The 22,895-nt window shown below is 66.4% G+C and carries 24 protein-coding genes; 9 read left to right on the forward strand and 15 right to left on the reverse strand.

Features of this window, described 5'->3' with window-relative positions:
- Positions 1-142 precede the first annotated feature (142 nt).
- Entirely contained in the window at positions 143-562 is a 420-nt protein-coding gene (locus ACFWZ4_RS13310) for a hypothetical protein (RefSeq protein WP_439705168.1), read from the forward strand.
- 557 nt (positions 563-1,119) lie between these two features.
- Positions 1,120-1,422, forward strand: coding sequence for a DUF6869 domain-containing protein (locus ACFWZ4_RS13315; protein WP_439705169.1), 303 nt, complete (start codon positions 1,120-1,122; stop codon positions 1,420-1,422).
- A 961-nt stretch (positions 1,423-2,383) separates the two neighbouring features.
- On the opposite strand, the gene ACFWZ4_RS13320 is transcribed toward ACFWZ4_RS13315, so the two are convergent.
- On the reverse strand, positions 2,384-2,527 hold the full coding sequence (locus tag ACFWZ4_RS13320; protein ID WP_439705170.1) for a hypothetical protein: 144 nt from the start codon (positions 2,525-2,527) through the stop codon (positions 2,384-2,386).
- Between the two features lie 202 nt (positions 2,528-2,729).
- Here ACFWZ4_RS13320 and ACFWZ4_RS13325 point away from each other — a divergent pair, with 202 nt between their 5' ends.
- The 4 genes from ACFWZ4_RS13325 (at position 2,730) to ACFWZ4_RS13340 (ending at position 5,089) form a co-directional block, all read left to right on the forward strand.
- Positions 2,730-3,323: a hypothetical protein gene (locus ACFWZ4_RS13325; RefSeq protein ID WP_439705171.1), complete on the forward strand. Its 594-nt coding sequence runs from the start codon at positions 2,730-2,732 to the stop codon at positions 3,321-3,323.
- Positions 3,324-3,741: 418 nt separating this feature from the next.
- Complete coding sequence (locus tag ACFWZ4_RS13330; protein WP_439705172.1) at positions 3,742-4,044, forward strand: hypothetical protein; 303 nt, start codon at positions 3,742-3,744, stop codon at positions 4,042-4,044.
- Positions 4,045-4,107: 63 nt separating this feature from the next.
- The gene (locus ACFWZ4_RS13335; protein ID WP_439705173.1) at positions 4,108-4,470 is read left to right on the forward strand and encodes a hypothetical protein; all 363 of its coding nucleotides are present in this window, start codon (positions 4,108-4,110) and stop codon (positions 4,468-4,470) included.
- A 187-nt stretch (positions 4,471-4,657) separates the two neighbouring features.
- On the forward strand, positions 4,658-5,089 hold the full coding sequence (locus ACFWZ4_RS13340; protein ID WP_439705174.1) for a hypothetical protein: 432 nt from the start codon (positions 4,658-4,660) through the stop codon (positions 5,087-5,089).
- A gap of 250 nt (positions 5,090-5,339) precedes the next feature.
- On the opposite strand, the gene ACFWZ4_RS13345 is transcribed toward ACFWZ4_RS13340, so the two are convergent.
- From ACFWZ4_RS13345 to xerD, 13 genes are all read right to left on the reverse strand, one after another.
- Positions 5,340-5,945 carry a flavodoxin family protein gene (locus ACFWZ4_RS13345; protein WP_439705175.1) on the reverse strand — a complete coding sequence of 202 codons (606 nt, stop codon included), beginning with the start codon at positions 5,943-5,945 and terminating at the stop codon, positions 5,340-5,342.
- Positions 5,946-6,025: 80 nt separating this feature from the next.
- Entirely contained in the window at positions 6,026-6,307 is a 282-nt protein-coding gene (locus ACFWZ4_RS13350) for a hypothetical protein (protein ID WP_439705176.1), read from the reverse strand.
- Between the two features lie 68 nt (positions 6,308-6,375).
- Positions 6,376-7,539, reverse strand: a complete 1,164-nt coding sequence (locus ACFWZ4_RS13355) for an acyltransferase family protein (protein WP_439705177.1) — start codon at positions 7,537-7,539, stop codon at positions 6,376-6,378.
- Positions 7,532-8,284 (reverse strand): queuosine precursor transporter, encoded by a 753-nt coding sequence (locus ACFWZ4_RS13360; protein WP_439705178.1) that lies wholly within the window; start codon positions 8,282-8,284, stop codon positions 7,532-7,534. The genes ACFWZ4_RS13355 and ACFWZ4_RS13360 overlap by 8 nt, the downstream gene beginning before the upstream one ends.
- Before the next feature lie 52 nt (positions 8,285-8,336).
- A complete protein-coding gene (locus ACFWZ4_RS13365; RefSeq protein ID WP_439705179.1) occupies positions 8,337-8,618 on the reverse strand; it encodes a DUF427 domain-containing protein in 282 nt (93 codons plus the stop codon).
- Between the two features lie 3 nt (positions 8,619-8,621).
- Positions 8,622-9,158, reverse strand: coding sequence for a peptide deformylase (gene def / locus ACFWZ4_RS13370; protein ID WP_439705180.1), 537 nt, complete (start codon positions 9,156-9,158; stop codon positions 8,622-8,624).
- 78 nt (positions 9,159-9,236) lie between these two features.
- Positions 9,237-10,001, reverse strand: a complete 765-nt coding sequence (locus ACFWZ4_RS13375) for a DUF4197 domain-containing protein (RefSeq protein WP_439705181.1) — start codon at positions 9,999-10,001, stop codon at positions 9,237-9,239.
- Between the two features lie 144 nt (positions 10,002-10,145).
- Positions 10,146-11,042, reverse strand: coding sequence for a DMT family transporter (locus tag ACFWZ4_RS13380; RefSeq protein WP_439705182.1), 897 nt, complete (start codon positions 11,040-11,042; stop codon positions 10,146-10,148).
- Between the two features lie 86 nt (positions 11,043-11,128).
- Positions 11,129-11,992 carry a glycosyltransferase family 2 protein gene (locus ACFWZ4_RS13385; RefSeq protein WP_439705350.1) on the reverse strand — a complete coding sequence of 288 codons (864 nt, stop codon included), beginning with the start codon at positions 11,990-11,992 and terminating at the stop codon, positions 11,129-11,131.
- 521 nt (positions 11,993-12,513) lie between these two features.
- Positions 12,514-13,200, reverse strand: a complete 687-nt coding sequence (locus tag ACFWZ4_RS13390; RefSeq protein WP_439705183.1) for a hypothetical protein — start codon at positions 13,198-13,200, stop codon at positions 12,514-12,516.
- 25 nt (positions 13,201-13,225) lie between these two features.
- The gene (gene purL, locus ACFWZ4_RS13395) at positions 13,226-17,086 is read right to left on the reverse strand and encodes a phosphoribosylformylglycinamidine synthase (RefSeq protein WP_439705184.1); all 3,861 of its coding nucleotides are present in this window, start codon (positions 17,084-17,086) and stop codon (positions 13,226-13,228) included.
- Positions 17,087-17,223: 137 nt separating this feature from the next.
- On the reverse strand, positions 17,224-17,997 hold the full coding sequence (locus tag ACFWZ4_RS13400) for a DsbC family protein (RefSeq protein WP_439705185.1): 774 nt from the start codon (positions 17,995-17,997) through the stop codon (positions 17,224-17,226).
- Positions 17,998-18,177: 180 nt separating this feature from the next.
- The gene (xerD, locus tag ACFWZ4_RS13405) at positions 18,178-19,089 is read right to left on the reverse strand and encodes a site-specific tyrosine recombinase XerD (protein WP_439705186.1); all 912 of its coding nucleotides are present in this window, start codon (positions 19,087-19,089) and stop codon (positions 18,178-18,180) included.
- Between the two features lie 46 nt (positions 19,090-19,135).
- Between xerD and ACFWZ4_RS13410 the strand changes: the two genes are divergently transcribed.
- From ACFWZ4_RS13410 to ACFWZ4_RS13420, 3 genes are all read left to right on the forward strand, one after another.
- Positions 19,136-19,636, forward strand: a complete 501-nt coding sequence (locus ACFWZ4_RS13410) for an RDD family protein (RefSeq protein WP_439705187.1) — start codon at positions 19,136-19,138, stop codon at positions 19,634-19,636.
- A gap of 70 nt (positions 19,637-19,706) precedes the next feature.
- Positions 19,707-20,453 (forward strand): class I SAM-dependent methyltransferase, encoded by a 747-nt coding sequence (locus tag ACFWZ4_RS13415; RefSeq protein WP_439705188.1) that lies wholly within the window; start codon positions 19,707-19,709, stop codon positions 20,451-20,453.
- A 165-nt stretch (positions 20,454-20,618) separates the two neighbouring features.
- Positions 20,619-21,896, forward strand: coding sequence for a polyhydroxyalkanoate depolymerase (locus ACFWZ4_RS13420; protein ID WP_439705189.1), 1,278 nt, complete (start codon positions 20,619-20,621; stop codon positions 21,894-21,896).
- Here the strand turns inward: ACFWZ4_RS13420 and ACFWZ4_RS13425 are convergent.
- A complete protein-coding gene (locus ACFWZ4_RS13425; RefSeq protein WP_439705351.1) occupies positions 21,881-22,891 on the reverse strand; it encodes a glycoside hydrolase family 43 protein in 1,011 nt (336 codons plus the stop codon). The two genes, ACFWZ4_RS13420 and ACFWZ4_RS13425, sit on opposite strands and share 16 nt — an antisense overlap.
- Between the last annotated feature and the right edge of the window lie 4 nt (positions 22,892-22,895).

The raw sequence follows: 22,895 nt of genomic DNA on the forward strand, positions 1-22,895 counted from the left end.
AAGCATTTACTATCAGTGTGGGCCGGCTCTACGTTGGTCGCACCCCTTGCTTACGTGGCCACGTTGGTGCTGGCCTAACCACTCGTCCAAGCGGACGGCGTACCGCCGCCGCTTAACTCCAGCGTTAGGCTTCAGGGGAACCATGTCGCTTTCAGAGACAATGCTTCTGCAAATGCGCTCGGTCGCTATTGGAGGCGCGGGTCTATGCGCCGCGATCATCCTGGTGGTCGTCCAGGCAAGCACCCGGTCGCAGCCCCACCTCGTCGCACTATGGGCAGCCTCTATTGGCACGCCGGTGTGGCTGGCAGCTTGGCAGTATCTGCAGCCGTACATCATCCAGGGCAGCGGTTCCTATCCTCACTACAAGGCAACCACCGCCGGCCTTCTTGGCCTCGCTGGCATGTCGTCGCTCTTCATCGCTCTTGGCTCTCTTGTCTGGCTCATTTCACCGGTCGCCGCAGGCAGCTTCGCCATCGCATGTTTAGCGGCAGCACTGTTCGTTAGCGTGCACATCCGGTCGGTGTTAGCTTTTGTCCGTAGGGACGGCGCGCCAAGTGCCTAACCACTCGTCCAAGCGGACGCGGCCGCGCGCCGCTTAACTCCAGCGTTAGACGAGCTCGCCATTCATGCATGCAGCAAATGTCTTCTTCGCGCTTGCCCTCATGGCCACATCCGCTTCATCGGCGAAGCCAACGGGCGAACGCGACTACAGCGGCTTCTGGAAAACGAACTGCGGTAATGCGTTTGGCCTCCAAATTCTGCGGTCTCAAAATCACTTGTTTTCTGTCTCGTTTTGCGGCCCAGGAGGTTGCTTCAAAACTGGCACCTATCTTCCAGATACTCCAATAGATGGAGACCCCATGTACGAGGTCATCAGCCCGACGGAGATCAGGTTGAAGCTAAAGGACGGGGGCTCAGTTACGCACTACAAGTGCACAAGCAACACCCATCCGGTGCTCAGATACCCGCACGACGGGGTCTAACACATCGTTCAAGGCGGACGGCTTCGCCGCCGCTTAACTCAAGCGTTAGGCATCATGCGCATTCAACCAGCCGACGACGTCGCACAAGAATGGATTCAGGCTTGGTCCGGCACCGAGCCGCCAACCGCTGGAGCAAATGTCGTCGCACCCCGCTTGGATAGGGAACTTCCGCGAGAAGACCCGGAGCTATGTCTCGAATCGATCGTCAAAAATACTCGGCCGTATCGATTGCTCTTCCCCAAACCCTCTTCTTGCAGCGTTAGCCGCTGGCCCGCTAGAAGACCTCCTAGCTAAGAATGGGGGCGTCGTCGTGGATCGAGTGGAGATGCTTGCGAGACGCAACCCGCACTTTCGTTTATTACTCAACGGTGTCTGGGGCAGCAGCATCAAGCCGCAAGTGCTCTCCAAATTGGCCAAGTACCGTGACCAGCGGTGGTGAGCCTAACAACTCGTTCAAGGCGGACGCGCGTTCGCGCGCCGCTTAACTCCAGCGTTAGAGGGCACTACGTGAAGTCTCGTGCAGCGCAACTTATTCTCGCTACGGCGCTGTCCGCATCGGTCGCCCATGCTGCCAACGTGACCTGTCCTGCGAGCCAGTTGCTACCAGGGCTCGATTCGAGCTACCACGAGTGCAGCCATGGTTTCCAGAATGGAAGCTGCAGAAAATTTGTCCACACGTTCACCCAGCTTCTTCCCAAGTTTGATTGCCAGCGTTCTTTTGACACTGCGCCGGTTCCTGCAATCTGGCTGGCAAACGATGCTGCGTTCGAGGACTACGTTCGGTTGCTTTCAAAACTTAAGCAACCCGACGCTCGCAAACTTTTTGCGAGCCCCGAGTTCAGGGCGGTTCTCGACGGTGCAACGGCAGAGGAGTACGTGCCTTTGTCCCTAAAGGCCGAACGTGATTCGTTGCGGCAGGCGCCCTCTAACCACTCGTCCAAGCGGACGGCTGCGCCGCCGCTTAACTCAGGCGTTAGGCCTTCATGGAAAAGATGACGCACGCCGAGTACATCACCGGATTGCGAGAAGAGGCCGGTCAAATCGCTTCAATGGTGCTCTCTGGAAGCATGAGCTTGCTGGATGGGTGCTGGCTGCTGGGCCCCCTGCTCGCCCAGGCTGAGCTTGAGCTTGGAGACCCAGACGCAAAGGCGATCGGCCTGGTGTGCTCCGAGCTAGACGGGTTGCCAGTCGGTCCCCAGCGCCCGCTTTGGTCACCTGCCGCCTTGAAACGACTTGCGCCCCAGCTAGAGTCACTTTCACACTGGGCCTCGCCTCTTGCCATGCCCGCCGTCAAGAACGTGGCCCAGCGCTTTGGGGCCTAACCACTCATTCAAGCGGACGCGCGTACCGCGCGCCGCTTAACTCCAGCGTTAGCGGTCATGAACTTTTCACCATCGAACCTAGGGGTCATCGTCTGCTGCCACGTCTTTGACAAGTCGAGGCCAATCTTGCTCGTGGCGCACGAAGAGGGTTACTGGAATTTTTCCTGTGGGCAGCACGACCACGTTGGAGCCGAGGATTTCCATAATGTCGGTGTTGGGCATTTGACCAGCCGCGATCCTCAATCAATGCCTGTGCAGACATGCAAGATGGCTACGTTGCCGAGAGGCAAGATCAAGATCATCCTTGGGTCAAAGTGGCGTTGCTTTCGGGTGGCCGCTAACAACTCGTTCAAGGCGGACGGCTACGCCGCCGCTTAACTCCAGCGTTAGCGGCCGATGAGGTCTCACAGGGGTGTAGGCAAACATGCTCCACGGAAATCCAAATTGGAACCGGAACCCTGATTGGCCAAGGGAGCTCGCCGAAGAGCTCGGCAACATTGCAATCCAGTTTGCCAATTATGAGTTTGTCTTCAGTCATCTTGTGGCCTTCGCCGAGCGCCTCGACAAGCCCACGCTGTACCGCGAAGTACTGACGCTTCCGCCGTCAGAGAAGTTGAAGAGGTTGAGAAGCTTCGTGGCTGGCAAGTCAGATGAGATCTCTCGTCTCTACTCGAGTCTTTGCGACAGATTCGAAGTCGTGCTCACCGACAGGAATCGCTATCTGCACGCGTATTGGTACAAGGCTGCACCTGGCTCCAATGAGTTCGTGTTCGTCGACATACACGGAAAAAAAGACAAATTAAGCAAAGAGACTCATCAGTGCACCATCCGCGATGTCGCGTTGGTGGGCATGGTTTGTGCCATACAAATCCATAACCTCAACATGCTTCGCGGAACGCCTGAAATGGACGGTTTTTTTGAATATCTATCTCTACCAGATGCCCTCCCGATTACTAATACATCGCCACGTAAAATCCCGCACGATCATCGAAAGAAGGCGGAAGAGCGTGGCAAATAGCAGCTATCAGTGGCCAAGCACCCAAAGTTCGCGTTTGCCGCTAACAGCTCGATGCAGCGGACGCGGTTCCCGCGCCGCTGATTTCGGGCGTTAGGCCTCACAGGAGATGTATGTCGGACTTAAATAAGCAAGAAGCAGCTCTCCCGGCAATGGGCGCAGCTGGGCTGCTGCTTGCCGGGGCTGCTTCGCATCACGCTCTTTTAGGCATCGTGTGCGCCGTGGCCGTTTTCCTGGGGCTTTATCTACGTACTCTTCCCAACAAGCGCCTTCTGGGCAATCTCTTGTACCTTGTTGGCGCGTTGGCCTTTTGCCTGATCCTGCTGTTTGGCACCGGCTACTCTCTCGGCCGAGACATGGCGGGTCGCGATGCAACTCGAAGTGGGCAAGGCCCAAGTGGCGGCTAGTGGAGGCATTGCCTGTGAACTCGGCATCCCGCCCGTCAAAACCATTTACCGATCCGCTCACCGCAAGCGTTGTCGGCGGCGTCTTGCTGTTGATCGCGGCAGCCGGCGTGCTGCTTGGCGCAAACGCGCTCGCCACCGGGTGCGTTCGCCTGCTGCGCGGGCGGCACGGCCCGGGCATCTTGCACTGCGCTCCGGAGCCTTCGTACTGGATCGCCACTATGCTTTCGCTGGCGCTGGGCACCGCCGTCGCGGTTGGCGGCTTGAAGTTCCTGCGAATCGCACGCAGCGCGCGTAATGCCAATGCTGCCCGGCGCTGAACATTCGTCCGAGGGCAACGCCGCTTCGCGACGTCGACTGGATCTGTTTGTGGAGAGTTTCGAATGATTGCGATGCTCGTGTTTTTTGCCATGTCAGCTGTGCCGCAGCTCGGCTTTGATCAGGCCAAGGCGCTCGCGGACAAAAACGAAGCGTCTCTGGATCGCGATATGAGTTCGCGGCTGCTTGGGGCGCAGGGCAAGGCGCTGGAGGCGGCAATGGCAGCTTGCGCCCGCCCCGATGCGGATGTTTCGAAGTTCACGGTGGTCTTGTCGTTGAACGCTGACGGTTCGACGGAAGCAAGCTGGCTCCAAGGGACGACAGCGCTCGCAAAGTGCGTGCAATCGGAACTGGCTGGTGCCGGGCTTGCGGGCCGCTGGCCCACGCCTTTCTACACATCGTTCGAGCTGTCGTTCGACAAGCCCTGAGGCGTAAACGCATCCGCATCCGACCGGGGGAAGGACGCGGCGCTGATGGGCGCGCAGTCGACGGCGCCTGTTGCCTTCAATACGGTCGGCCGTTCCGATCAGATCCAGTTTTCAGGGGGGAAACGATATGAAGCCTTGGCAGCGGCGGGGGATTGGACTCCTGGGGGTCGGGGGCGGGTCGGTGGGCGTGTTCGTGATCATGTCCTCGCTGGTCCATCAGGCGAATGTCATGGTCTGGCTTTTCTCCCTGCTGTTCATGGGTCTCTACGCGTGGGGCGTCTGGAGCGGGCTGCGCATGCTCGAGGGGTCGCCCGGCGCCGTGCGCGCCAATTTCCGGTTTTGGCTGTTGCAGGTACCTGCGTTTTCGTCGTCGGTGATCGGGTATTTCTTCGCCAGCGGCTTTCATCTGACGGTTACCCTGCAGTGGTCGCCATTGAAGTTGAACGCCAATTTCCTGCTTGGCAGCACCTTCACCTGCTCGCTGTTGCAGGCGGACAAACCGCTGGGCGCGGGCATAAACGTCTTTGCTCTTTTGATTGCGCTGTGGCTGTTGCGCCAGATGCGCCGCTTGCCGCCGGACGCTTCGCCCACACCCATGCCGGCGCCTGACACCGCTTGAGCTTTTGATCCGCGGCGAAGCAAGGCCGCAATTCTTGTGGCCGCCTGACCACGCCTGTGCGCGTTCGCCAGCCCGGCCTTTGCGTTCCAGCAACGTTGCATGGCGCCCAAGGATCGCTTGCTCCAGGCGCTCGCCGGGTTGCTGGCGTCCTACCTGAAAGTTCTGCCTTACGCCGCCGTTGCCTGCCAGCTCTTGAGTCCTGATATGCGAAGGCTCCGATAGCCGGACTCCCGTTCACCCACGCACTGCCCTACCTCGTGGGCGGATACGGCTTGTCCCGCAACAGCGCCGCCAGGTGCGCAGCGTTGCACGCCTGCGTCTGGATGGCTCCCGCCAGCGCCTTGGGCGTCTGGTCGAGGTCGATGTAGTTTTTCTTGCTCATGGCTTCGCCCACCCAATAGGTGGAACTGCCGCCCGGGATGCTGAAGCCGACGTCGGCCAACGCCTGGTAGAGCTCGGCGGTGACGTGGTGGGCGCCGTCCTCGTTGCCGACGACGCTGACGATGGCGACCTTGCCGAAGGTCGGATAGATTCCGTGCTTGTCGATCTCACCGAAGACGGCGTCGAGCCGCTCCAGCACGCGCTTGGCGATGCTGGAGGGCTGGCCCATCCAGATCGGGGTGGCGAGGACGAAGATGTCCGCCTCGTCGATGCGCTTGCGGATCGACGGCCAGGCATCGCCCGGGCCTTCGTCGGTTTTCACGCCGGGCTTGATGTCGTGGTCGACCGCGCGTTCGTAGGCAGTACTCACGCCGTAGCCGTCGAGTGCGCGCAGCACCTGGTCCAGCAGTTTCTGGGTCGAGGACGGCTGGTTGTCGCGCTTGAGCGTGCAATTGAGGCCGAAGGCGGAGAGCATGGCGGCTCCTTGAGCGAGCGGGTCCTCGAGTCTGCGCGTGAGGGTGTCTAGTCGGGGTCGGCGCAGCGGGCCCGGCCCTTTCACAATTGGCAGAAGATTTCGGCCATCGCCGCGTCGTGGCGCCTGTAGTGCGGACTGGGACCGTCGAAGTGTCCTTCCAGCAGCGCCAGGTCGGCGATCCCGGCCACGTCGAAGAGTCGCTCGGATGGCTCGCCGCCGTTGACCTGCCGACCGCGCAGAAGCTCGGTGCCGCGATGCCCCCTGCCGTGGCATTGCGGTTCCACGACGCGCAGGCTGCCGTGGTAGACGAAGCGCAACGGTCGCCGCTCGCGTATGGCCTTGTCGATGAGGATGCTTGGCATGGATGGTCTCGGGCAGATCAATCGGCGGGCCTGCACGCAAGCCTGCACCTGCCTGCGTGGAAACCGGGTCACCCCGCCGGCGAAACGGCCTCGACGGGGTTCTTCGCCGGACGCAACCAGCGACCACGCAGCCAGCGCTCGCACGGCATCGACCAGCACCGCGCAACCAGCATGCCCAGCACCCAGCATGCGGCGAACGCCGGCAAATACCACAGGAAACCGGTACGCGCGTCGGCGCCGGTCCAGCGATACAGCCGCATCAGCGCGAACACCACGAACATGTGACTGAGGTAGATCTCATAACTGAGCCGGCCCCAACTGCACAACCAGCGCAGGCCGCGCGGCACGCGTGGCGGCTCGCTGCGGAAGGCGAGCAGCAACGCCAGCGTCGAGCCGGTGAGCAGCAGCATCACGCCCTCGTGCAGCAACGGCCACAGCCAATGGCCGCCCAGCGTGGCGCCGAGCAGGCCGAGCGCGCCGCCCCAACGCAGCAGGCGGACGGCCCGCGGCGACGCGCGCTTGCCGCGGGCGAACCACAGCGCACCGAGCACGCCCGTGGCGATTGCCGCCATGCCCGGGAGATAGGCCTTCTCCTGCCAGATCTCGTTGCCGTCCAGCGCGCCGCGTGTCCATGGCAGCGACAGCGCCAGCGCGAGCAGCAGCGGCGCCAGAAACCGGATGCGCCTGATCAGCAGACAGGCCATCGGAAAGCCCAGGTAGAAAGCCTCCTCGATCGACAGCGACCAGAGCACGTCCCAGCTGCCCGGCAGATAGCCGGTCCGGCCTTCGTACCAGTTCAGGTGCAGGCCGAGCGCGGCGATCAGCGCGCCGCCCAGCGACTGTCCGGGGCGATGGATGGTGTAGTCCGCCACGCCCAGGCCGTGCAGCGCCCCAAGCACCGCCAGCAGCGCGACCAGGCAGGGCACGATGCGGGCGAAGCGGCGGGCGTAGAAGGCGCCCGGCTCGATCCGCGCCAGGCTGCCCCAGCGCTCAAGCGCGTTGCCGGCGATCAGGAAGCCGGAGATCACGAAGAACACGAAGACCGCTTCGTAGCCGTTGTAGTTGAGCGCCTGCAGCAGCCGCACCGGCAGCACGTCCGCCAGCGCGGAGGCCTTCAGTGGAAGGCGCATCGGCAGGCCCAGGTGATTGAGCAGCACGAACGCGATCGCCAGCCCGCGCAGCAGGTCGATGCCTGGATTGCGCGGTGCGGCCGCATGGCGAGGCTCAGCCATAGCGCTTGAGCTCACCCTCGTCCTTGAGGCTGAACGGGGTGAAGTGCGTGTGCTCGTCGTAGGTGTCGACACCCTCGCGCGACTTCAGGAAGCCGACCACCGCGTAGGTGACCGGCGTGAACACGACCTCGACCATCACCTTCATCGCCCAGTTGAATGCGATCACCTTGAAGATCGTCTGTCCCTCCCAGATGCCGATGAAGGCGATCGGGTAGAAGGTCAAGCTGTCCAGGCCTTGTCCCACCAGCGTCGAGCCGATGGTGCGCGTCCACAGCATGCGTCCGCGCGTCCACAGCTTCATGCGCGCCAGCACGAAGGAGTTGGCGAAGTCGCCCAGCCAGTAGGCAACGATGGATGCCAGCGCGATGCGCCAGGTGCCACCGAAGACGATTTCCAGCGCCGGCTGCAGTTGCGCATTGAACGGCTCGCTCGGACTCGGCGGCATGTGGATGATCGCCTGTGACATCGCCGTGGCGAACAGCATGGCGCCGAAGCCCGCCCAGATCGCGCGTCGTGCCCGGGCGTAGCCGTACACCTCGGTAAGCACGTCGCCGAAGATGTAGCTGACCGGAAAGAACAGGTTGCCGGCGCCGAAGGACAGCGCGCCCAGCACCGGCAACGTGATGGTGCAGACCTTGGCCGGTCCGATCAGGTTGGAACACAGCAGCACGGCGACCATGCCGCCCACCAGCAGGTCGTAGTAGCGGAAGCCGCGCATCGGCGCGGCAGGTGCGGACGGCTGCATGCGGCCCCCTGGCAGTGAAGCGCCAAGCATACGGCCCGGCTCGCCGCGCGTGCTACGTGCGGACTTCGACACCTTGCCAGAACGCTACGCGACCGGCGATCTCCGCGGCAGCGGGTTTGGGGGCCGGGTAATACCAGGCAGCACCCGGATTGACGGCCGTTCCGACGACGACGTCGTAGTAGCTCGCCTCGCCTTTCCACGGGCAGGTGCTGTGGCGGTCGCTGGTGCGGAAGTACTCCCTGTGCAGGGCGTCTGCAGGAAAGTAGTGGTTGCCCTCGACAACCACGATGTCGTCGCTTTCCGCCAATACGCTGTCGTGCCAGATTGCGCGCATCGATCAGTCCTCCTGCACTGTCTGGCCGGGAAACAGCACATCGGTGAAACCAAACTTGGAGAAATCGGTGATGCGCGAGGGGTACAGCCGGCCGATCAGGTGGTCGCATTCGTGCTGCACCACGCGGGCATGGAAGCCCTCGGCGGTGCGATCGATCGGCTGGCCCCTGGGGTCGATGCCCTGGTAGCGGATCAGCGTGAAGCGGCTCACCGCACCGCGCAGGCCCGGCACCGACAGGCAGCCTTCCCAGCCTTCTTCCATGTCGTGCGAAGCCGGCGTCACCAGCGGATTGAGCAGGATCGTGCGTGGCACGGGCGGGGCGTCGGGATAGCGCTCGGCATGGTCGAAGCCGAAGATCACCAGCTGCAGGTCAACGCCGATCTGCGGCGCGGCCAGGCCGACGCCCCCGGCGTCTTCCATGGTGTCGAACATGTCCTGGATCAGAGCGTCCAGCTCGGTGCTGCCGATCATGCCGGGCGGCACGGCGGGGGCGACGCGCGTCAGGCGGGGATCGCCCATTTTGAGGATGTCGCGGATCATCTTGGGCCTCGCGGTGGGTGCCGGATGGTTTTGCGGCGCGGCAGAGCGACGGGTGGAAAGCCCCTTCTACGCAAGCCGTCAGCGGCTGCCGAAGACCTTCTTCAGCAGATCGGTGGTGCGCGCGGCCGGATTCTTGCGGATGGACTGCTCCTGCTCCCCGATCACGGTGAACAAGCCATTGAGTGTCTGGGCGGTGACGTAATCGTCCAGGTCCAGCGGGTTGCGCTTGTCGTCGTTGCCGCCCAGCGCGCCGAGCACATTGCCCAGACCGCCGCCGCTGGCGGAGGTGAATGCCTTGTACTTCTGCGTGACGCCGACGCGGTCGGTCGCCTGGGCGACGATCGGACGGATGCGTGCGGTCAGCGCGTCGCCGGCGACGCGGCGGAAGAAGTCGGTGGCGGCATGGTCGCCGCCGGTGAGGATGCCGCGCGCGTCCTGCAACGTCATCTTGCGGATGGCGTCGCCGAAGATGTCGGCAACTTGCGGCACCGCCTTCTCGGCGGCGCGGTTCATGCTCAGCTGGAAGGCATCCACCTTTTCGCCCTGGCCGAGTTGGCGGGCGAGGTCACCCACTTGCTTGAGCTTGCCCGGTAGCGGAATGCGCACCTTGGCATTGCCCCAGAAACCATCGGTGCGACCCAGCGAATTGATCGCGTGGGTGGTGCCCTTGGCGAGGGCTTCCTTGAGGCCGGCGGCGATGTCGCTGGTGGGAAGGTTCGCGGCCTGGCTGGCGTGGGTGCCCTGCTTGAGCTGCTTGAGCAGGTCGTCGAACTGGCCGGTCGAGGCCGCTGGCAGTGCGGTCGCCGCCAGCAGCAGGCCGAGGGAAAGGGATCGCAGGCGCATGACGGTGCTCCTTGGGGACGCCGGTGGAGTGTACGCGGGCCGTGCCGCGCGGGCCGTGATGGCAATCGTGCGCCACTTGCCGGACCGCCTTGCACGCCTCACCTGCGGAAAAGAACCTGCCGCTAGTGCCCGGTTCGTTTGACGTCAGATTTCGTGGTGGAGGGCTTCGGCGTCCAGCGCCGTACCGCGCCTGGGCGCCAGCTCCACCAGATACATCGCGCCCAGCACCAGCGCGCCGCCGGCCAGCATCCGCCAGCTCAATGCGTCCACGCCCAGCGCCACCGCGAACCCGGCGGCGAACACCGGTTCGGTGGTCATCACGATCGCTGCGCGCGCGGGCGGCAGGTGGACCTGCGCCCAGGTCTGCATCAGCATCGCGCCGGCGCCGGCCACCAGCGCCATGTACAGCACCGCCAGCCAGGCCGAACCGTCGGGCGGCAGCGCCGGACCCTGCGGCGCGGTGGCGAGCAGGCAGATGACCGCGATCGCCACTACCTGCACCGTCGACATGCCCAACGCGTCCTGCTCGCGCGACCAGCGACCCAGGCCCACGATGTGCAGCGCATAGAGCGCCGCCGAAGCCAGCGTCAGCCACACGCCCAGGTCCACGGACACGCCGTGCAGCGACAGCAGAGCCAGCCCACCGGTCGCCAGCGCCACCGCCAGCCACACCACGCCCGCGATGCGCTCGCGAAGAAGCAGCCAGGCGAGGATCGGCGTGAACACCACATACATGCCGGTGACGAAGCCGCTGACGCTGGGTGCGATCAGCTTCAGACCCCAGGTCTGCAGCAACTGGGCGGCGCCGTAGACGATCCCCAGCAGCAACGCGCGGCCGATCTGGCCGCGTGGCAACCGCCACAGCGGACGCGCGAACAGCACCAGCATCGCCAGCGCGGCGATGGCGAAGCGCACGGCGAGAAAGTCCACGACACGCATGCGCCCGACCACGTCCTTGATCAGCACGAAAGTCGAGCCCCACACGGCGGTGAGTGCGAGCAGCCCGAGGGTAGCGGCGAAGGTGCGGGGACGGGTCGTCATGTCAGGCAAACGCTTTTCGAAGGAGGCCGCTTGCGGGCAATGCTTTTGTTGCGATGGGGGAAAGTGCATCGCGCACGAGCGGGCGCCTATCCAGGGCGACGCGAGGCCTTGGCCAACCGCCAGAGCTGGCCGGGCACCTGCATGGCGAAGTGCGTCCAGATGCCGAGCCACACGGCGCCCGCCACCAGCGGGTTGCGCGCGGCCGGATCGAACTTGCGGAACCAGCGCCACATGCCGCGGTGCTTGTGCCGGCTGACGAATACCGGCCGGTGCCGGCTGGAGCCGCCCTTGCCGTGCAGCACGCGCACGTCGCCAGCGAGCAGCACCGTGTAGCCGGCATCACGGGCGCGCCGGCACAGGTCCAGGTCCTCGCAGTGCAGGAAGTAGGTTTCGTCGAAACCGCCCAGTTGCTCGAACACTTTTCGCGGCAGCAGCATGAGCGCGCCGGAAACCGCTTCGGCGGTGACTACGCCCGTCGGGATCTCGCCTTCGATGTTCATCCCGCCACGCGCGCCAAGCAAGGTCGCCAACGCCTGGCGCAAGAGCGGATCGCGCCGGTACGAGGCCGGATCCGGCGTGCCATCGGCCGCGCACACCACCGCGCCGACGATGCCAGCCTTCGGGTACTCGTCGAGGGTGTCGAGCATGCGCGTGAGGGTATCGGGCTCGAGCAGGCAGTCGGGGTTGAGCACGAGCAGGTGCTCGCCTTTCGCCGCGGCCGCGGCGCGATTCACGGCCGGGCCGAAGCCGAGGTTGGCGTGGTTGTAGATCACTTTCAGACGCGAATCGTCCGCGTGCGCGCGTTCGATCGATTGCGGCATGCCATCGGCCGAGCCGTTGTCGATCAGGATCAGCTCCAGCGGCACCGCGCTGTCGAGCGCCCGCTTTGCGCAATCGCGCAACGAGGGGCCGCTGTCGGCGCACACCACGATCACGCTGACCGGCAGCATCCGTGCGAGGGGAATGGGAGTGGACACCCTGCAAGTATGCGGGAGGTGCGGGGCTTGGGAGAACTGCCTGCAGGTTTCCCGCGAGCCCCACCCCTCACCCCAACCCTCTCCCCGGAGGGGAGAGGGAGCCGGCTCGCGGCACGCCCACACCTCCCGCTCTGGCCTTCCGCTCTGGCCTTCCGCTCTGGCCTTCCGCTCTGGCCTTCCGCTCTGGCCTTCCGCTCTGGCTTGGCTCCTCTGAAACGTGCGCGCAGGAAGCGCGCTGCTTTTCCGGGTCCCCTATGGCGCGGCGGGCGGGTGGCGGATCAGCCCGCAGGGTGGCCGGCAGGACGCCGGCCAGTTTTTCGTCGGGACAGGAGTCCCGTCGAAAAACCCCGCCGCCCGCACGCGTACCCGAAGGGCGCGCCATCGGGGTGCCCTTTCTCTTGGTTACTTCTCTTTGGGCAAGCAAAGAGAAGTAACTCGGGCGCCGACAGGCGTCCGAAAGCTCTTGCTCGCGCTGGATACCGATCGAGGCGAGGTCAGCGGCGGCCCAGAACCTCACGCCAAGCCATCGCCGGTCCGGTCCCACGAGTCAGCCATGGACCCTCGTGCCAGCCACACAATTCCCAGCCACGCAGGCGATACCGTCGCCCATGGTCACGATCGAGCAGCACGAGCCCACGCGATGTACATGCAACGAACCATCGACCGTCCGGGCTGAACGACGCACGCGCCTGCACGCGTTCCACCGTCGCGTCGGCCAGCACGAACCGCCCCGCCTCCCAGCGAGCCTCACCTCCGCGCGGGTCCGGACAGGTGCCCTCCGACCACTGCGGCGGCACCAGTTCGACCACCACCGCCCCAGGCCCGATCGGCGCCAGCGCCAGGCTCGGCCAGTCGCGCAGTTCCGGCTGCGCAACCTTCTCGCGCCGCCCGCGATCGAGCCACGCCTCCAGCCCAGCCAGCAGCGTGAAACCGGCCAGCGCGCCCAGCAACGCCATCGCCCACGCAAAGGCATCGCCTCCCAGCGCCCGCTGCAACGCGAACAGCACGCCTGGAAGCCCCCAGCGCAACGCCAGGCGCAACAGTGGCGCGTGACCTTCCAACCGTTCGGCGGCGAACAGCAGCACCGTCGCGATCGCCAGCAACAACGGCAGCCCCAGCCACCACGGCAGCACCGCCAGCGCCAGCAGCCAGGCCGGCGCGTAGAACCAGCGGGCGCTCACGCGCGCCCTCCCCGGCTATCGGAGATCAGCCGCACCACACCCGCGCGTTGCGGAACATGCGCATCCACGGGGAATCCTCGCCCCAGCTGTCCGGATGCCAGCTCAACTGCACGCTGCGGAACACGCGCTCCGGATGCGGCATCAGGATCGTGACGCGCCCGTCGGCGGCGGTGAACCCGGCCAGGCCGCCGGGCGAGCCGTTCGGGTTGAGCGGGTAGTTCTCGGTCGGCTTGCCGCGGTTGTCGACGAAGCGCACCGCCGCCTGTGCCTTGGACGGGCTGCAGGCATAGGGGAAGCTCACGCGGCCTTCGCCGTGCGCCACCGCCACCGGGATGCGCGAACCGGCCATGCCCTTGAAGAACAGGCTGGGCGAGTCGAGCACCTCCAGCGTGGCCAGGCGCGCCTCGTACTGCTCGGAAGCGTTGCGCACGAACTTTGGCCAGTGCTTCGCACCCGGGATGATGTCCTTCAACTGCGACAACATCTGGCAACCATTGCAGGCGCCCAGCGCGAACTTCGACGGATCGTTGAAGAACGCCTCGAACTGCGCGCGCATCGCCTCGTTGTAGAGGATCGAGGTGGCCCAGCCGCGGCCAGCGCCGAGTACGTCGCCGTAGGAGAAACCGCCGCACGCGGCGAAACCGCGGAAGTCGGCCAGCTTGTGGCGGCCGGCGGCGAGGTCGGACATGTGCACGTCCACCGCGTCGAAGCCGGCGCGGGTGAACGCCGCGGCCATCTCGACCTGGCCGTTGACGCCCTGCTCGCGCAGGATCGCCACGCGCGGACGCGCGCCCTTGGCGATGTACGGCGCGGCGATGTCGTCGGCGGGATTGAAGCCGAGCTTGGGGCTCACGCCCGGATCGGCATCGTCCAGCCGCCATTCGCACTCGGCGTCGGCGCTGGCCGGGTTGTCGCGCAGGCGCTGCATCGCGTGGCTGGTGTGGTTCCAGGCGCCGAACAGCTGCGTCCAGTTCCACTTGAACACCGCATCGTCGCCCAGGTAGAGCTTGATGCCGAGCTTGTCCTTCGGCCGGCCGATGCGATGGCTCATGCCGGCCAGGCCGTGCTTGACCAGCAGCGCCTCGAACGCCTCGCGGTTGGCGCTGGCCACCTGCAGCACGGCGCCGAGTTCCTCGTTGAAGAGCGCGCGCAAGGTCGCCTCTGCCCAACCATCGAGGTGGATCTGCAGGCCGCAGTGGCCGGCGAACGCCATCTCCAGCAGGGTGACCAGGACGCCGCCGTCGGATCGGTCGTGGTAGGCCAGCACCAGGCCGGCGCGATTGGCTTCCTGCACCAGCTCGAACAGCGCGCGCAGGCGCTTGGTGTCATCCAGGTCCGGCGGCACGCCGCCGGCGCGGTTGAACACCTGCATCAGCACGGAACCGCCGAGGCGGTCGCGGCCGGCGCCCAGATCGATCAGCCACAGCTCCGAATCGCCGCGGTCGAGCTTGAGCTGCGGGGTGAGCGTGCGGCGCACGTCGTCGACGCGGGCGAAGCCGGTGATGACCAGCGACACCGGCGCGACCGTGCGCTGCGGCTGCTCGCCGGCCTGCCACACGGTCTGCATGGAGAGCGAGTCCTTGCCGACCGGGATGGCGATGTCGAGCGCGGGGCACAGCTCCATGCCGACCGCCTTGACCGCGTCGAACAGCGCGGCGTCCTCGCCCGGGTGGTTGACCGCGGCCATCCAGTTGGCGGACAGGCGGATCTCGCCCAGCGAGCCGATCGGGGCGGCGGCCAGGTTGGTGATCGCCTCGCCCACCGCCAGCCGCGCGGCATCGGCGCTGTTGAGCAGTGCCACCGGCGCGCGCTCGGCCATCGCCATCGCCTCGCCCTGGTAGCCGTCGAAGTCGGTGAGCGTGACGGCGCAGTCGGCCACCGGCACCTGCCACGGGCCGACCATCGGATCGCGATGGTTGAGCCCGCCCACGGTGCGGTCGCCAATGGTGATCAGGAAGTTCTTGCTGCCCACGGTGGGAAGCCGCAACACGCGCTGGACCGCCTCGTCCATGCCGATGCCGGACAGGTCCGGCAGCAGGTCCACGCGCGGCTTGATGCGCTGCGCGTCGCGGTGCATGCGCGGCGCCTTGCCGAACAGCACGTCCATCGGCAGGTCGATCACGGTGAGGTTGCGGCGCGGGTCGGTCACGCGCAGCGCGCGCTCGGCGGTGGCGGTGCCGACCACCGCGTAGGGGCAGCGCTCGCGCCTGCAATAGGCCTCGAACTCGGCGAGATCCTCCTGCGCGATGCCCAGCACGTAGCGCTCCTGCGATTCGTTGCTCCACACCTGCATGGGCGAGAGCGACGGGTCGTCGCAGGGCACTTTGGACAGGTCGATCTCGCCGCCCACGCCGGCGTCGTTGAGCAGCTCGGGAATCGCGTTGGACAGGCCACCGGCGCCGACGTCATGGATGCTGACGATCGGGTTTTCCGCGCCGCGCATCCAGCAGCTGTCGATCACCTGCTGGCAGCGGCGCTCCATTTCGGCGTTGTCGCGCTGCACCGAGGCAAAGTCCAGTTCCGCGCTGGAGGCGCCGGAGGCGACCGAAGAAGCCGCGCCGCCGCCCAGGCCGATCAGCATCGCCGGGCCGCCCAGCACGATCACCGCGTGGCCCGGCTGGATGTCGCGCTTCTGCACGTGGTCGTGGCGGATATTGGCCAGGCCGCCGGCGATCATGATCGGCTTGTCGTAGCCGCGGCGCACGCCGGCTTCGCCGGTTTCGTGCTCGTACGTGCGGAAGTAGCCGCCCAGGCACGGCCGGCCGAACTCGTTGTTGAACGCGGCGGCGCCGAGCGGGCCATCGCGCATGATTTCGAAGGCGCTCGCCATGCGCGGCGGCAGCGGGCGATCGATCTCCCACGGCTGCGGCGCGCCCGGGATGCGCAGGTCGGAAACGGAGAAGCCGGTCAGGCCGGCCTTCGGCTTGGCGCCGCGGCCGGTGGCGCCCTCGTCGCGGATCTCGCCGCCGGCGCCGGTGGCTGCGCCAGGCCACGGCGCGATCGCGGTCGGGTGGTTGTGCGTCTCGACCTTGATCGCGTAGTCGACCTGTTCGTCGTGCTTGCGCCAGTTGCCTTCGCCGTCGGTAAAGAAGCGGTGGGCCGTGTGGCCCTCGATCACCGCTGCGTTGTCCTTGTACGCCGAGAGCGTGTGCGTGGGCGAGCACTGGTGGGTGTGCTTGATCATGGCGAACAGGCTCTTGTCCTGCGCCTCACCATCGATCGTCCAGCTGGCGTTGAACACCTTGTGGCGGCAATGCTCGGAGTTGGCCTGCGCGAACATGAAAAGTTCGGCGTCGGTCGGGTCGCGGCCGAGCTCGGCATAGCGCGCCGCCAGGTACTCGATCTCGTCGTCGGCCAGCGCCAGGCCCAGGCGCGCGTTGGCGGCGGCAAGCGCCCCGCCCGGATTGCCGCCCAGTTCGATGTGCACCAGGTCGCCCGGCGTGCCGGCCAGGAACAGGCCCTGCGCCTCGGCCAGGTCGGTGAGCACCGATTCGGTCATCGGATCGTGCAGCACGGCCAGGACCGCCGCGTGATCGGGCGTGCCGGCAGCCGGCAGGCCAGCCACCTGCCAGGCCACGCCGCGCTCGACGCGGCGTGCGTCGAAGCCGGCGCCGTGCAGGATGTCGGTGGCCTTGCTCGACCACGGCGAGATGGTGCCCAGCCGCGGCACCGTCCACAGGGTGGCAGACTCGGGCGTGGCGTCCTTGGCTTCCAGCACTTCGAGCAGGCGCTTGCGCTCGGCGCCCTCGGGAACGTGGTCGGCCTCCAGCACGTAAACGAGCCAGGCAGCCTGCACGCGCGCACCGCGGTGCACCGCGTCGAGGCGGGCGTTGAGGCGATCCAGGCGAAACGGCGAAAGGGCGCTCTGCCCGTCGAAAGCGATCATGCGGGGGGATTCGGCGCTGAAAGGGAAGCTCCCTATTCTACCCGATGCGGCCGGACGGCCCATCCAGGCCAGGATTTCCCCGCGAGCCCCGGCCGCTCACCCAATCCTCTCCCCGGAGGGAGGGGGTTCAACGCGTGTCAGCCGCCTTTTTCGAGCATCTTCAAAAGCTTGTCCGGCGTGACGTAGCCGCCCAGGACCATGCCGTCGGGCCCCAGCACCATCGGCGTACCGGTCACGCCCAGCTTGACGCCGAGGTCGAACTCTTCCTTGACCGGGTTGGGGCAGTCGGCGGACTTGGGCGCCTTGCCCTGCTTGGCCGCGGTGAACGCCGCCTTGCGGTCGGCAGCGCACCAGACCGAGACCATTTCCTTGTAGGTATCGGTGGGGGCGCCGGCGGTATCGGTCACGCCCTCGCGCGGCCATGCCAGGTATTCGACCGCGATCCCTTCGTCGTTGAACTGCTTGATGTGCGAATGGAACATGCGGCAGTAGCCGCAGTTGACATCGGAGAACACGGTCACCGTGTACTTCGGGTTCGGCGGCGCGAACACTATGCGCTGGGACGCCGGCACCTTGGCCAGTTCGGCCTTGCGAAAATCCGCCCAGGCGCGCTCGCTCAGGTTTTCCTTGGCGCCGAGGTCGACCACGTCGCCGTTGAGCATGTACTTGCCGTCGGTGCTGACGTAGACCAGTTGTCCCGAGGCGATCACCTGGTAGAAGCCTGGCAGCGGCGAGAGAGCGATCTGGTCCACCTTCACGCCAGGGGCGAGCTTCGTCAGAGCGGCGCGCACCGCCTGCTCGGCGGCCGGATCGGTCGCGTCGCCGGGGGCCGCGGCGTCCTGCCGGTCGGCGGCGCAGGCGGCGAGCGCGAAGGCGCTGGCGAGCAGCGCGGCGGAAAGCTTCTTGAACATCGGGAAACCTCATGGCCGCGTGGGGAAAGCGGCGATTGGGCCGATTCTGGCACAGCGGCGTTAGCGGCAAGTGTGAGCAGGTAGAGGCCATTGCGCGGCGATGGTTTGCAGGCAGGTTTGCGCTCCGTTGCCGGACTGCAAGAGTGGCCCCTCGCCCCAACTTTCGGGGAGAGAAGCTACTCAGCCGCGGGGGTGGTGTTGCGCGTGCAGGCGCTTCAGGCCCTCCTTCGCCACCAGCGTGTAGATCTGCGTGGTGCTGAGCGAGGCGTGGCCCAGCAACAGTTGCAGCGCGCGCAGGTCGGCGCCGTGGTTCAACAGGTGCGTGGCGAAGGAGTGGCGCAGCACGTGGGGGGAAATACGCTTGCCCTCGATGCCGACCGCCAGCGCGTGGCGCTTGACCAGCGTCCAGAACATCTGCCGCGTCATGCCTTCGCCCCGCTGGCTCAGGAACAGCGCCGCCGGCTGGCGGCCCTTGGCGAGCTGCGGCCTCGCGTCGGCAAGGTAGGCCTCGATGCGCTCCAGCGCGACTTCGCCGACCGGCACGAGGCGATCCTTCCCACCTTTGCCGGTGACGCGCAGTACGCCCTGGCGGGTGTTGAGCGCGGCCAGCGGCAGCTCCACGAGTTCGGAGACGCGCAGGCCGGAGGCGTACATCAGTTCCAGCATCGCGCGGTCGCGCAGACCTAGCGTCGACGCCAGGTCCGGCGCGGCCAGCAGCGCCTCGATCTCGCGTTCGGCGAGCGCCTTGGGCAGGCTGCGCGGCATGCGCGGGCGTTCGATCAGCAGGGTCGGGTCCTCGAAACCCGGCGTGTCGCGCGCGAGCTGGCCGTAATACCGCCGGAACGCCGACTGGCGCCGCGCCATCGAGCGCACCGCCGCGCCCTGGCTGCCATGGAAGGCCGACAGATCCTCGCGCCGCGCCGTCTGCAGGCTGCGCCCGCGCGAGGCGAGCCAGCGCGCCAGCGCCTCCAGGTCCTGCCGGTACGCTTCGAGGGTGCGATCGGCCAGGCCGTCCTCCGACCAGACCCGTTCGAGGAACGCGCCGATGCTGAGCTTGTCGGCTTCGGCGATACTTGCGCTCTTTTCCTGCATGCGCAGATGCTCGCCGCGAGTCGCGGCGGGCGCAAGCGAAACGCCGATGAACCGATCGCACGACGCCGCCTCCCTCCCCTGCCCGCTGTGGCGCCGCCTGACCGCGTTGGTCTATGACCTGCTCGCGGTGGTGGCGATCGTGATGGTGGTCGGCCTGCTGTGCCAGCTCGCCACCGGCGGCCAGGTGGTGGCGGGCGGCGCGCATGCCACGGTCGCCTGGTGGTACCAACCGCTGCAGGGCCTGGTGGTGGCCGCGTACTTCGTGGTTTCGTGGATGCGCGGCGGCCAGACGCTTGGCATGCGCCCCTGGCGTATCCGGGTGGTCGGTACCGATGGCGGCAAGGTGCTGGCTGGTCAGGCGTTGCGGCGGGTCATCGTGGCCGCGTTGCCGCTGCTGTTGCTCGGGCTGGCGCCGTGGCTCGGTCTTCGTGTTGCAGTGTGGGCTGTTTTGGTCGGGTGGGCATTGTGGTTTGCGCCGGGGCTGGTCGATCGCCGGCGGCGAGCTGTCCACGACCTGGCGGCCGGTACCGAGGTGCGCCAGATCTGATCGCACCTTGGATTGAAAAGCGGTTCGGCGCTTCACATCCGCGGCGGCTGCGCTTGCTGTAAAAGGACGCATGGCCGCCTCCGCACCCGCCCGCACCGATGCCGAACTGCTCCGCGTCAATCGCGGCTTCTACGAAGCGCTCTGGGCGCAGGCGCGACTGGTTGATCCCGGGCGCTTCAACACCTGGCCGCTCCTGAGCCGGTTGGCGGCGGAAGCCCCACGCCGGCTGGAAGTCGCGCCAGGCCTGCGCCCTCGCCTTCCGCTGGACGGCACCTGCTTTGTGGATCTCAGCCACGCGGCCCTGCGCCAGTTGCGCGCACGCGGCGCCAGCGCCATGCACGGCATGATCGGCGCCCTGCCCTGCGCCGATGCGCAGTTCGACCTGGTGTGCGCGTTCGACATCCTCGAACACGTCGCCGACGACGAGGGCGCCTTGCGTGAACTCGCGCGCGTGACGGCGCCCGGCGCGACGCTGCTGCTGTCGGTGCCCCTGCACGCCGATGCCTGGACGGCGTTCGACGAGTTCGTGGGCCATTGCCGGCGGTACGAGCCGGAGACCATCGAGGCCAAGCTGGCCGCGCACGGATTCGCGCTGGAACGCAGCGCGATCTACGGCATGCAGCCCAAGTCCTCGCGGTTGCTGGATTTGGGGCAATGGTTCCTCACCCATCGGCGCGAGCGCGCGATGTGGTGGTACAACCACGTGTTCATGCCGCTGGGGCTGAAGTTCCAGAAACCGCTGCAGTGGCGCGATGGGTTGTACGGAGTGGAAGGGGTCGACGAGGTCTTGCTGATCTGTCGGCGCATGGCAGGCTGAGGCAGGCGTCTGGACTGCGCCTTCGGGCGACGCCGGATGCGGACAGGTAGCCGTTCTCCCTGAGCGCAAGCACAGCGCCGACGTCGAAGGACTGCCTTGTCGCAGTGCAACATCCGACACGCAAAGCCACTAGAATGGCGCTTTGCCCTAGGTAGCCGGTTGCCCATGCTCTACCAACTCCACGAATGGCAGCGCGCCTTCATGGGCCCGATGAGCTACTTCGCGCAGGCCAGCGCGAAAATGTTCAGCGAGCCGGGCAGCCTGCTCGCGCAGTGGCCTGGCGCGGCGCGCTGGGCGGCCGGTTGCGAGTTGATGTACCGCCTGGGCAAGGACTACGAGAAACCCGCCTTCGGCATCCACGAGATCCAGGCCGGCGGGCATACCCTTGCGGTGGTCGAGCAGACCGCGCTGGCGTTGCCGTTCTGCCAGCTCAAGCGCTTCAAGCGCTACAGCGACGATCCGGCGGTCGTCGGGGCGATGCGCCGCCAGCCGGTGGTGTTGGTGGTGGCGCCGCTCTCGGGCCACCACGCCACGCTGCTGCGCGACACCGTCCGCACGCTGCTGCGCGACCACAAGGTCTATGTCACCGACTGGGTCGACGCGCGCATGGTGCCGGCCGAGGCGGGCATGTTCCGGCTGGACGACTACGTCGCCTACGTGGAGCGTTTCATCCGCCACATCGGCGCAAGCGAACTCCATGTCGTTTCGGTGTGCCAGCCGACCGTGCCGGTGCTGGCCGCAGTGTCGCTGATGGCCGCGCGCGGCGAGGAAACCCCGCGCAGCCTGGTGATGATGGGCGGCCCGATCGACCCGCGCCGCAGCCCCACCAGCGTCAACGACCTGGCCACGACGCAGCCGCTGTCGTGGTTCGAAGCCAACCTGATCCACACGGTTCCGGCGAACTATCCCGGACGCGGGCGCAAGGTCTACCCGGGCTTCCTGCAACATGCCGGCTTCGTCGCGATGAACCCGGGCCGGCACCTGTCCTCGCACTGGGATTTCTACCTCGACCTGCTGCGTGGCGACCTGGACGACGCCGAGGCGCACCGGCGCTTCTACGACGAGTACAACGCCGTGCTGGACATGCCGGCGGGCTATTACCTGGACACCATCAGCACCGTATTCCAGCAATGCCTGCTGCCGCGCGGGCTGTGGGATGTGGCGGGCGAGCGCGTGAACCCCGCCGCGATTTCGCGCAGTGCGCTGCTCACTGTCGAAGGCGAGCTGGACGACATCTCGGGCCTGGGCCAGACCGAGGCGGCGCACGCGCTATGCACGGGCATTCCAGCAAAACGCCATGCGCATCGCGTCATCGAGGGCGCGGGCCACTACGGCATTTTCAGCGGCCGGCGCTGGCGCGAAACGGTCTATCCACAGGTGCGTGACTTCATCGCCGATCACGCTGCGCAACCGCCGCGGCGCACGCCTCAACGCAAGGGGTGAGCCGCGACGCCCTGCCGCGTCATCCGCACCGGCAGGATGCGGCCACGGGCGTCGAACTCCAGCCGGTCGATGCAGATCACGCGGTGGTTGGCCGCCGTCTCGCCCTTGGGTCGCCGGTGGTAGACGATGTACCAGCGGCCGTCGGGCGTGTGGAACAGCGAGTGATGGCCGGCACCGGTGGCGATCGACGAATCCTGCTCGAGGATTTTGCCGATGCGCCGGAACGGACCCAGCGGCGTGTCACCGATCGCGTAGGCCACCGAGTAGTCCGGCCCGGTCCATCCGCCCTCGGACCACATCAGGTAATAGCGGTCATCGCGCTTGAACATCATCGGCCCTTCGACGTAGTGCTCGGGCGTGATCTCCTTGAAAATCCTGCCGTCGTCGAAGGGCACAAACCCGGTGAAGTCGCTCTTCAGCCGGGCGATGTTCGCGTGCTTCCAGCCGCCGAAGATCAGGTAGTACTGCCCGTCGTCATCACGGAACACCGATTGGTCGATAGGCTGCGCGCCGTTGTGGAAAGCGCCCACCAGGGGTTTGTCGAGCAGGTCGTGGAACGGGCCGTCCGGGCGGTCGGCCACGGCCACGCCGATGCCACCTGACTCGCGGTCGCTCTGGATGTCGTTGGCGGCGAAGAACAGGTAATAACGCCCATCCTTCGCGACCACGGCCGGCGCCCACATGGCGCGCCTGGCCCAGCTGACCGCATGCACGTCCAGCACGCGAGGATGGCGCGTCCACGCGACCAGATCCGGCGAGGAAAAGGCGTCGAAGAAGAGCTGGCGATCGTAGGCGTCGGACCAGGTCGGATAGATCCAGTAGGTGCTGCCAAAAATCGCCGCCTCCGGATCGGCGTACCAGCCCGGTATGACCGGATTGCCCGCATGCCTTGCGTTGCTGGCCTCCCCACACCACGCCGCCGGCGCGGCCAGCGCGAGCGCCAGCGCAATCGTTCGCAGCAACGGCGCGCCGCAGGAGCGTTCGGCGTCCGCCATGGCG

Source organism: Frateuria sp. GZRe12 (assembly GCF_051900535.1).
In the GTDB taxonomy this organism is placed as follows: domain Bacteria; phylum Pseudomonadota; class Gammaproteobacteria; order Xanthomonadales; family Rhodanobacteraceae; genus Frateuria_A.

Coding starts and splice junctions, on each gene's coding strand:
- ACFWZ4_RS13310 (WP_439705168.1), top strand. CDS start 143: ATGTCGCTTTCAGAGACAATGCTTCTGCAAATGCGCTCGGTCGCTATT.
- ACFWZ4_RS13315 (WP_439705169.1), top strand. CDS start 1,120: ATGTCGTCGCACCCCGCTTGGATAGGGAACTTCCGCGAGAAGACCCGG.
- ACFWZ4_RS13320 (WP_439705170.1), bottom strand. CDS start 2,527: ATGCCCAACACCGACATTATGGAAATCCTCGGCTCCAACGTGGTCGTG.
- ACFWZ4_RS13325 (WP_439705171.1), top strand. CDS start 2,730: ATGCTCCACGGAAATCCAAATTGGAACCGGAACCCTGATTGGCCAAGG.
- ACFWZ4_RS13335 (WP_439705173.1), top strand. CDS start 4,108: ATGATTGCGATGCTCGTGTTTTTTGCCATGTCAGCTGTGCCGCAGCTC.
- ACFWZ4_RS13345 (WP_439705175.1), bottom strand. CDS start 5,945: ATGCTCTCCGCCTTCGGCCTCAATTGCACGCTCAAGCGCGACAACCAG.
- ACFWZ4_RS13350 (WP_439705176.1), bottom strand. CDS start 6,307: ATGCCAAGCATCCTCATCGACAAGGCCATACGCGAGCGGCGACCGTTG.
- ACFWZ4_RS13355 (WP_439705177.1), bottom strand. CDS start 7,539: ATGGCTGAGCCTCGCCATGCGGCCGCACCGCGCAATCCAGGCATCGAC.
- ACFWZ4_RS13360 (WP_439705178.1), bottom strand. CDS start 8,284: ATGCAGCCGTCCGCACCTGCCGCGCCGATGCGCGGCTTCCGCTACTAC.
- ACFWZ4_RS13365 (WP_439705179.1), bottom strand. CDS start 8,618: ATGCGCGCAATCTGGCACGACAGCGTATTGGCGGAAAGCGACGACATC.
- def (WP_439705180.1), bottom strand. CDS start 9,158: ATGATCCGCGACATCCTCAAAATGGGCGATCCCCGCCTGACGCGCGTC.
- ACFWZ4_RS13375 (WP_439705181.1), bottom strand. CDS start 10,001: ATGCGCCTGCGATCCCTTTCCCTCGGCCTGCTGCTGGCGGCGACCGCA.
- ACFWZ4_RS13380 (WP_439705182.1), bottom strand. CDS start 11,042: ATGACGACCCGTCCCCGCACCTTCGCCGCTACCCTCGGGCTGCTCGCA.
- ACFWZ4_RS13385 (WP_439705350.1), bottom strand. CDS start 11,992: ATGCTGCCGGTCAGCGTGATCGTGGTGTGCGCCGACAGCGGCCCCTCG.
- purL (WP_439705184.1), bottom strand. CDS start 17,086: ATGATCGCTTTCGACGGGCAGAGCGCCCTTTCGCCGTTTCGCCTGGAT.
- ACFWZ4_RS13400 (WP_439705185.1), bottom strand. CDS start 17,997: ATGTTCAAGAAGCTTTCCGCCGCGCTGCTCGCCAGCGCCTTCGCGCTC.
- xerD (WP_439705186.1), bottom strand. CDS start 19,089: ATGCAGGAAAAGAGCGCAAGTATCGCCGAAGCCGACAAGCTCAGCATC.
- ACFWZ4_RS13410 (WP_439705187.1), top strand. CDS start 19,136: ATGAACCGATCGCACGACGCCGCCTCCCTCCCCTGCCCGCTGTGGCGC.
- ACFWZ4_RS13415 (WP_439705188.1), top strand. CDS start 19,707: ATGGCCGCCTCCGCACCCGCCCGCACCGATGCCGAACTGCTCCGCGTC.
- ACFWZ4_RS13420 (WP_439705189.1), top strand. CDS start 20,619: ATGCTCTACCAACTCCACGAATGGCAGCGCGCCTTCATGGGCCCGATG.
- ACFWZ4_RS13425 (WP_439705351.1), bottom strand. CDS start 22,891: ATGGCGGACGCCGAACGCTCCTGCGGCGCGCCGTTGCTGCGAACGATT.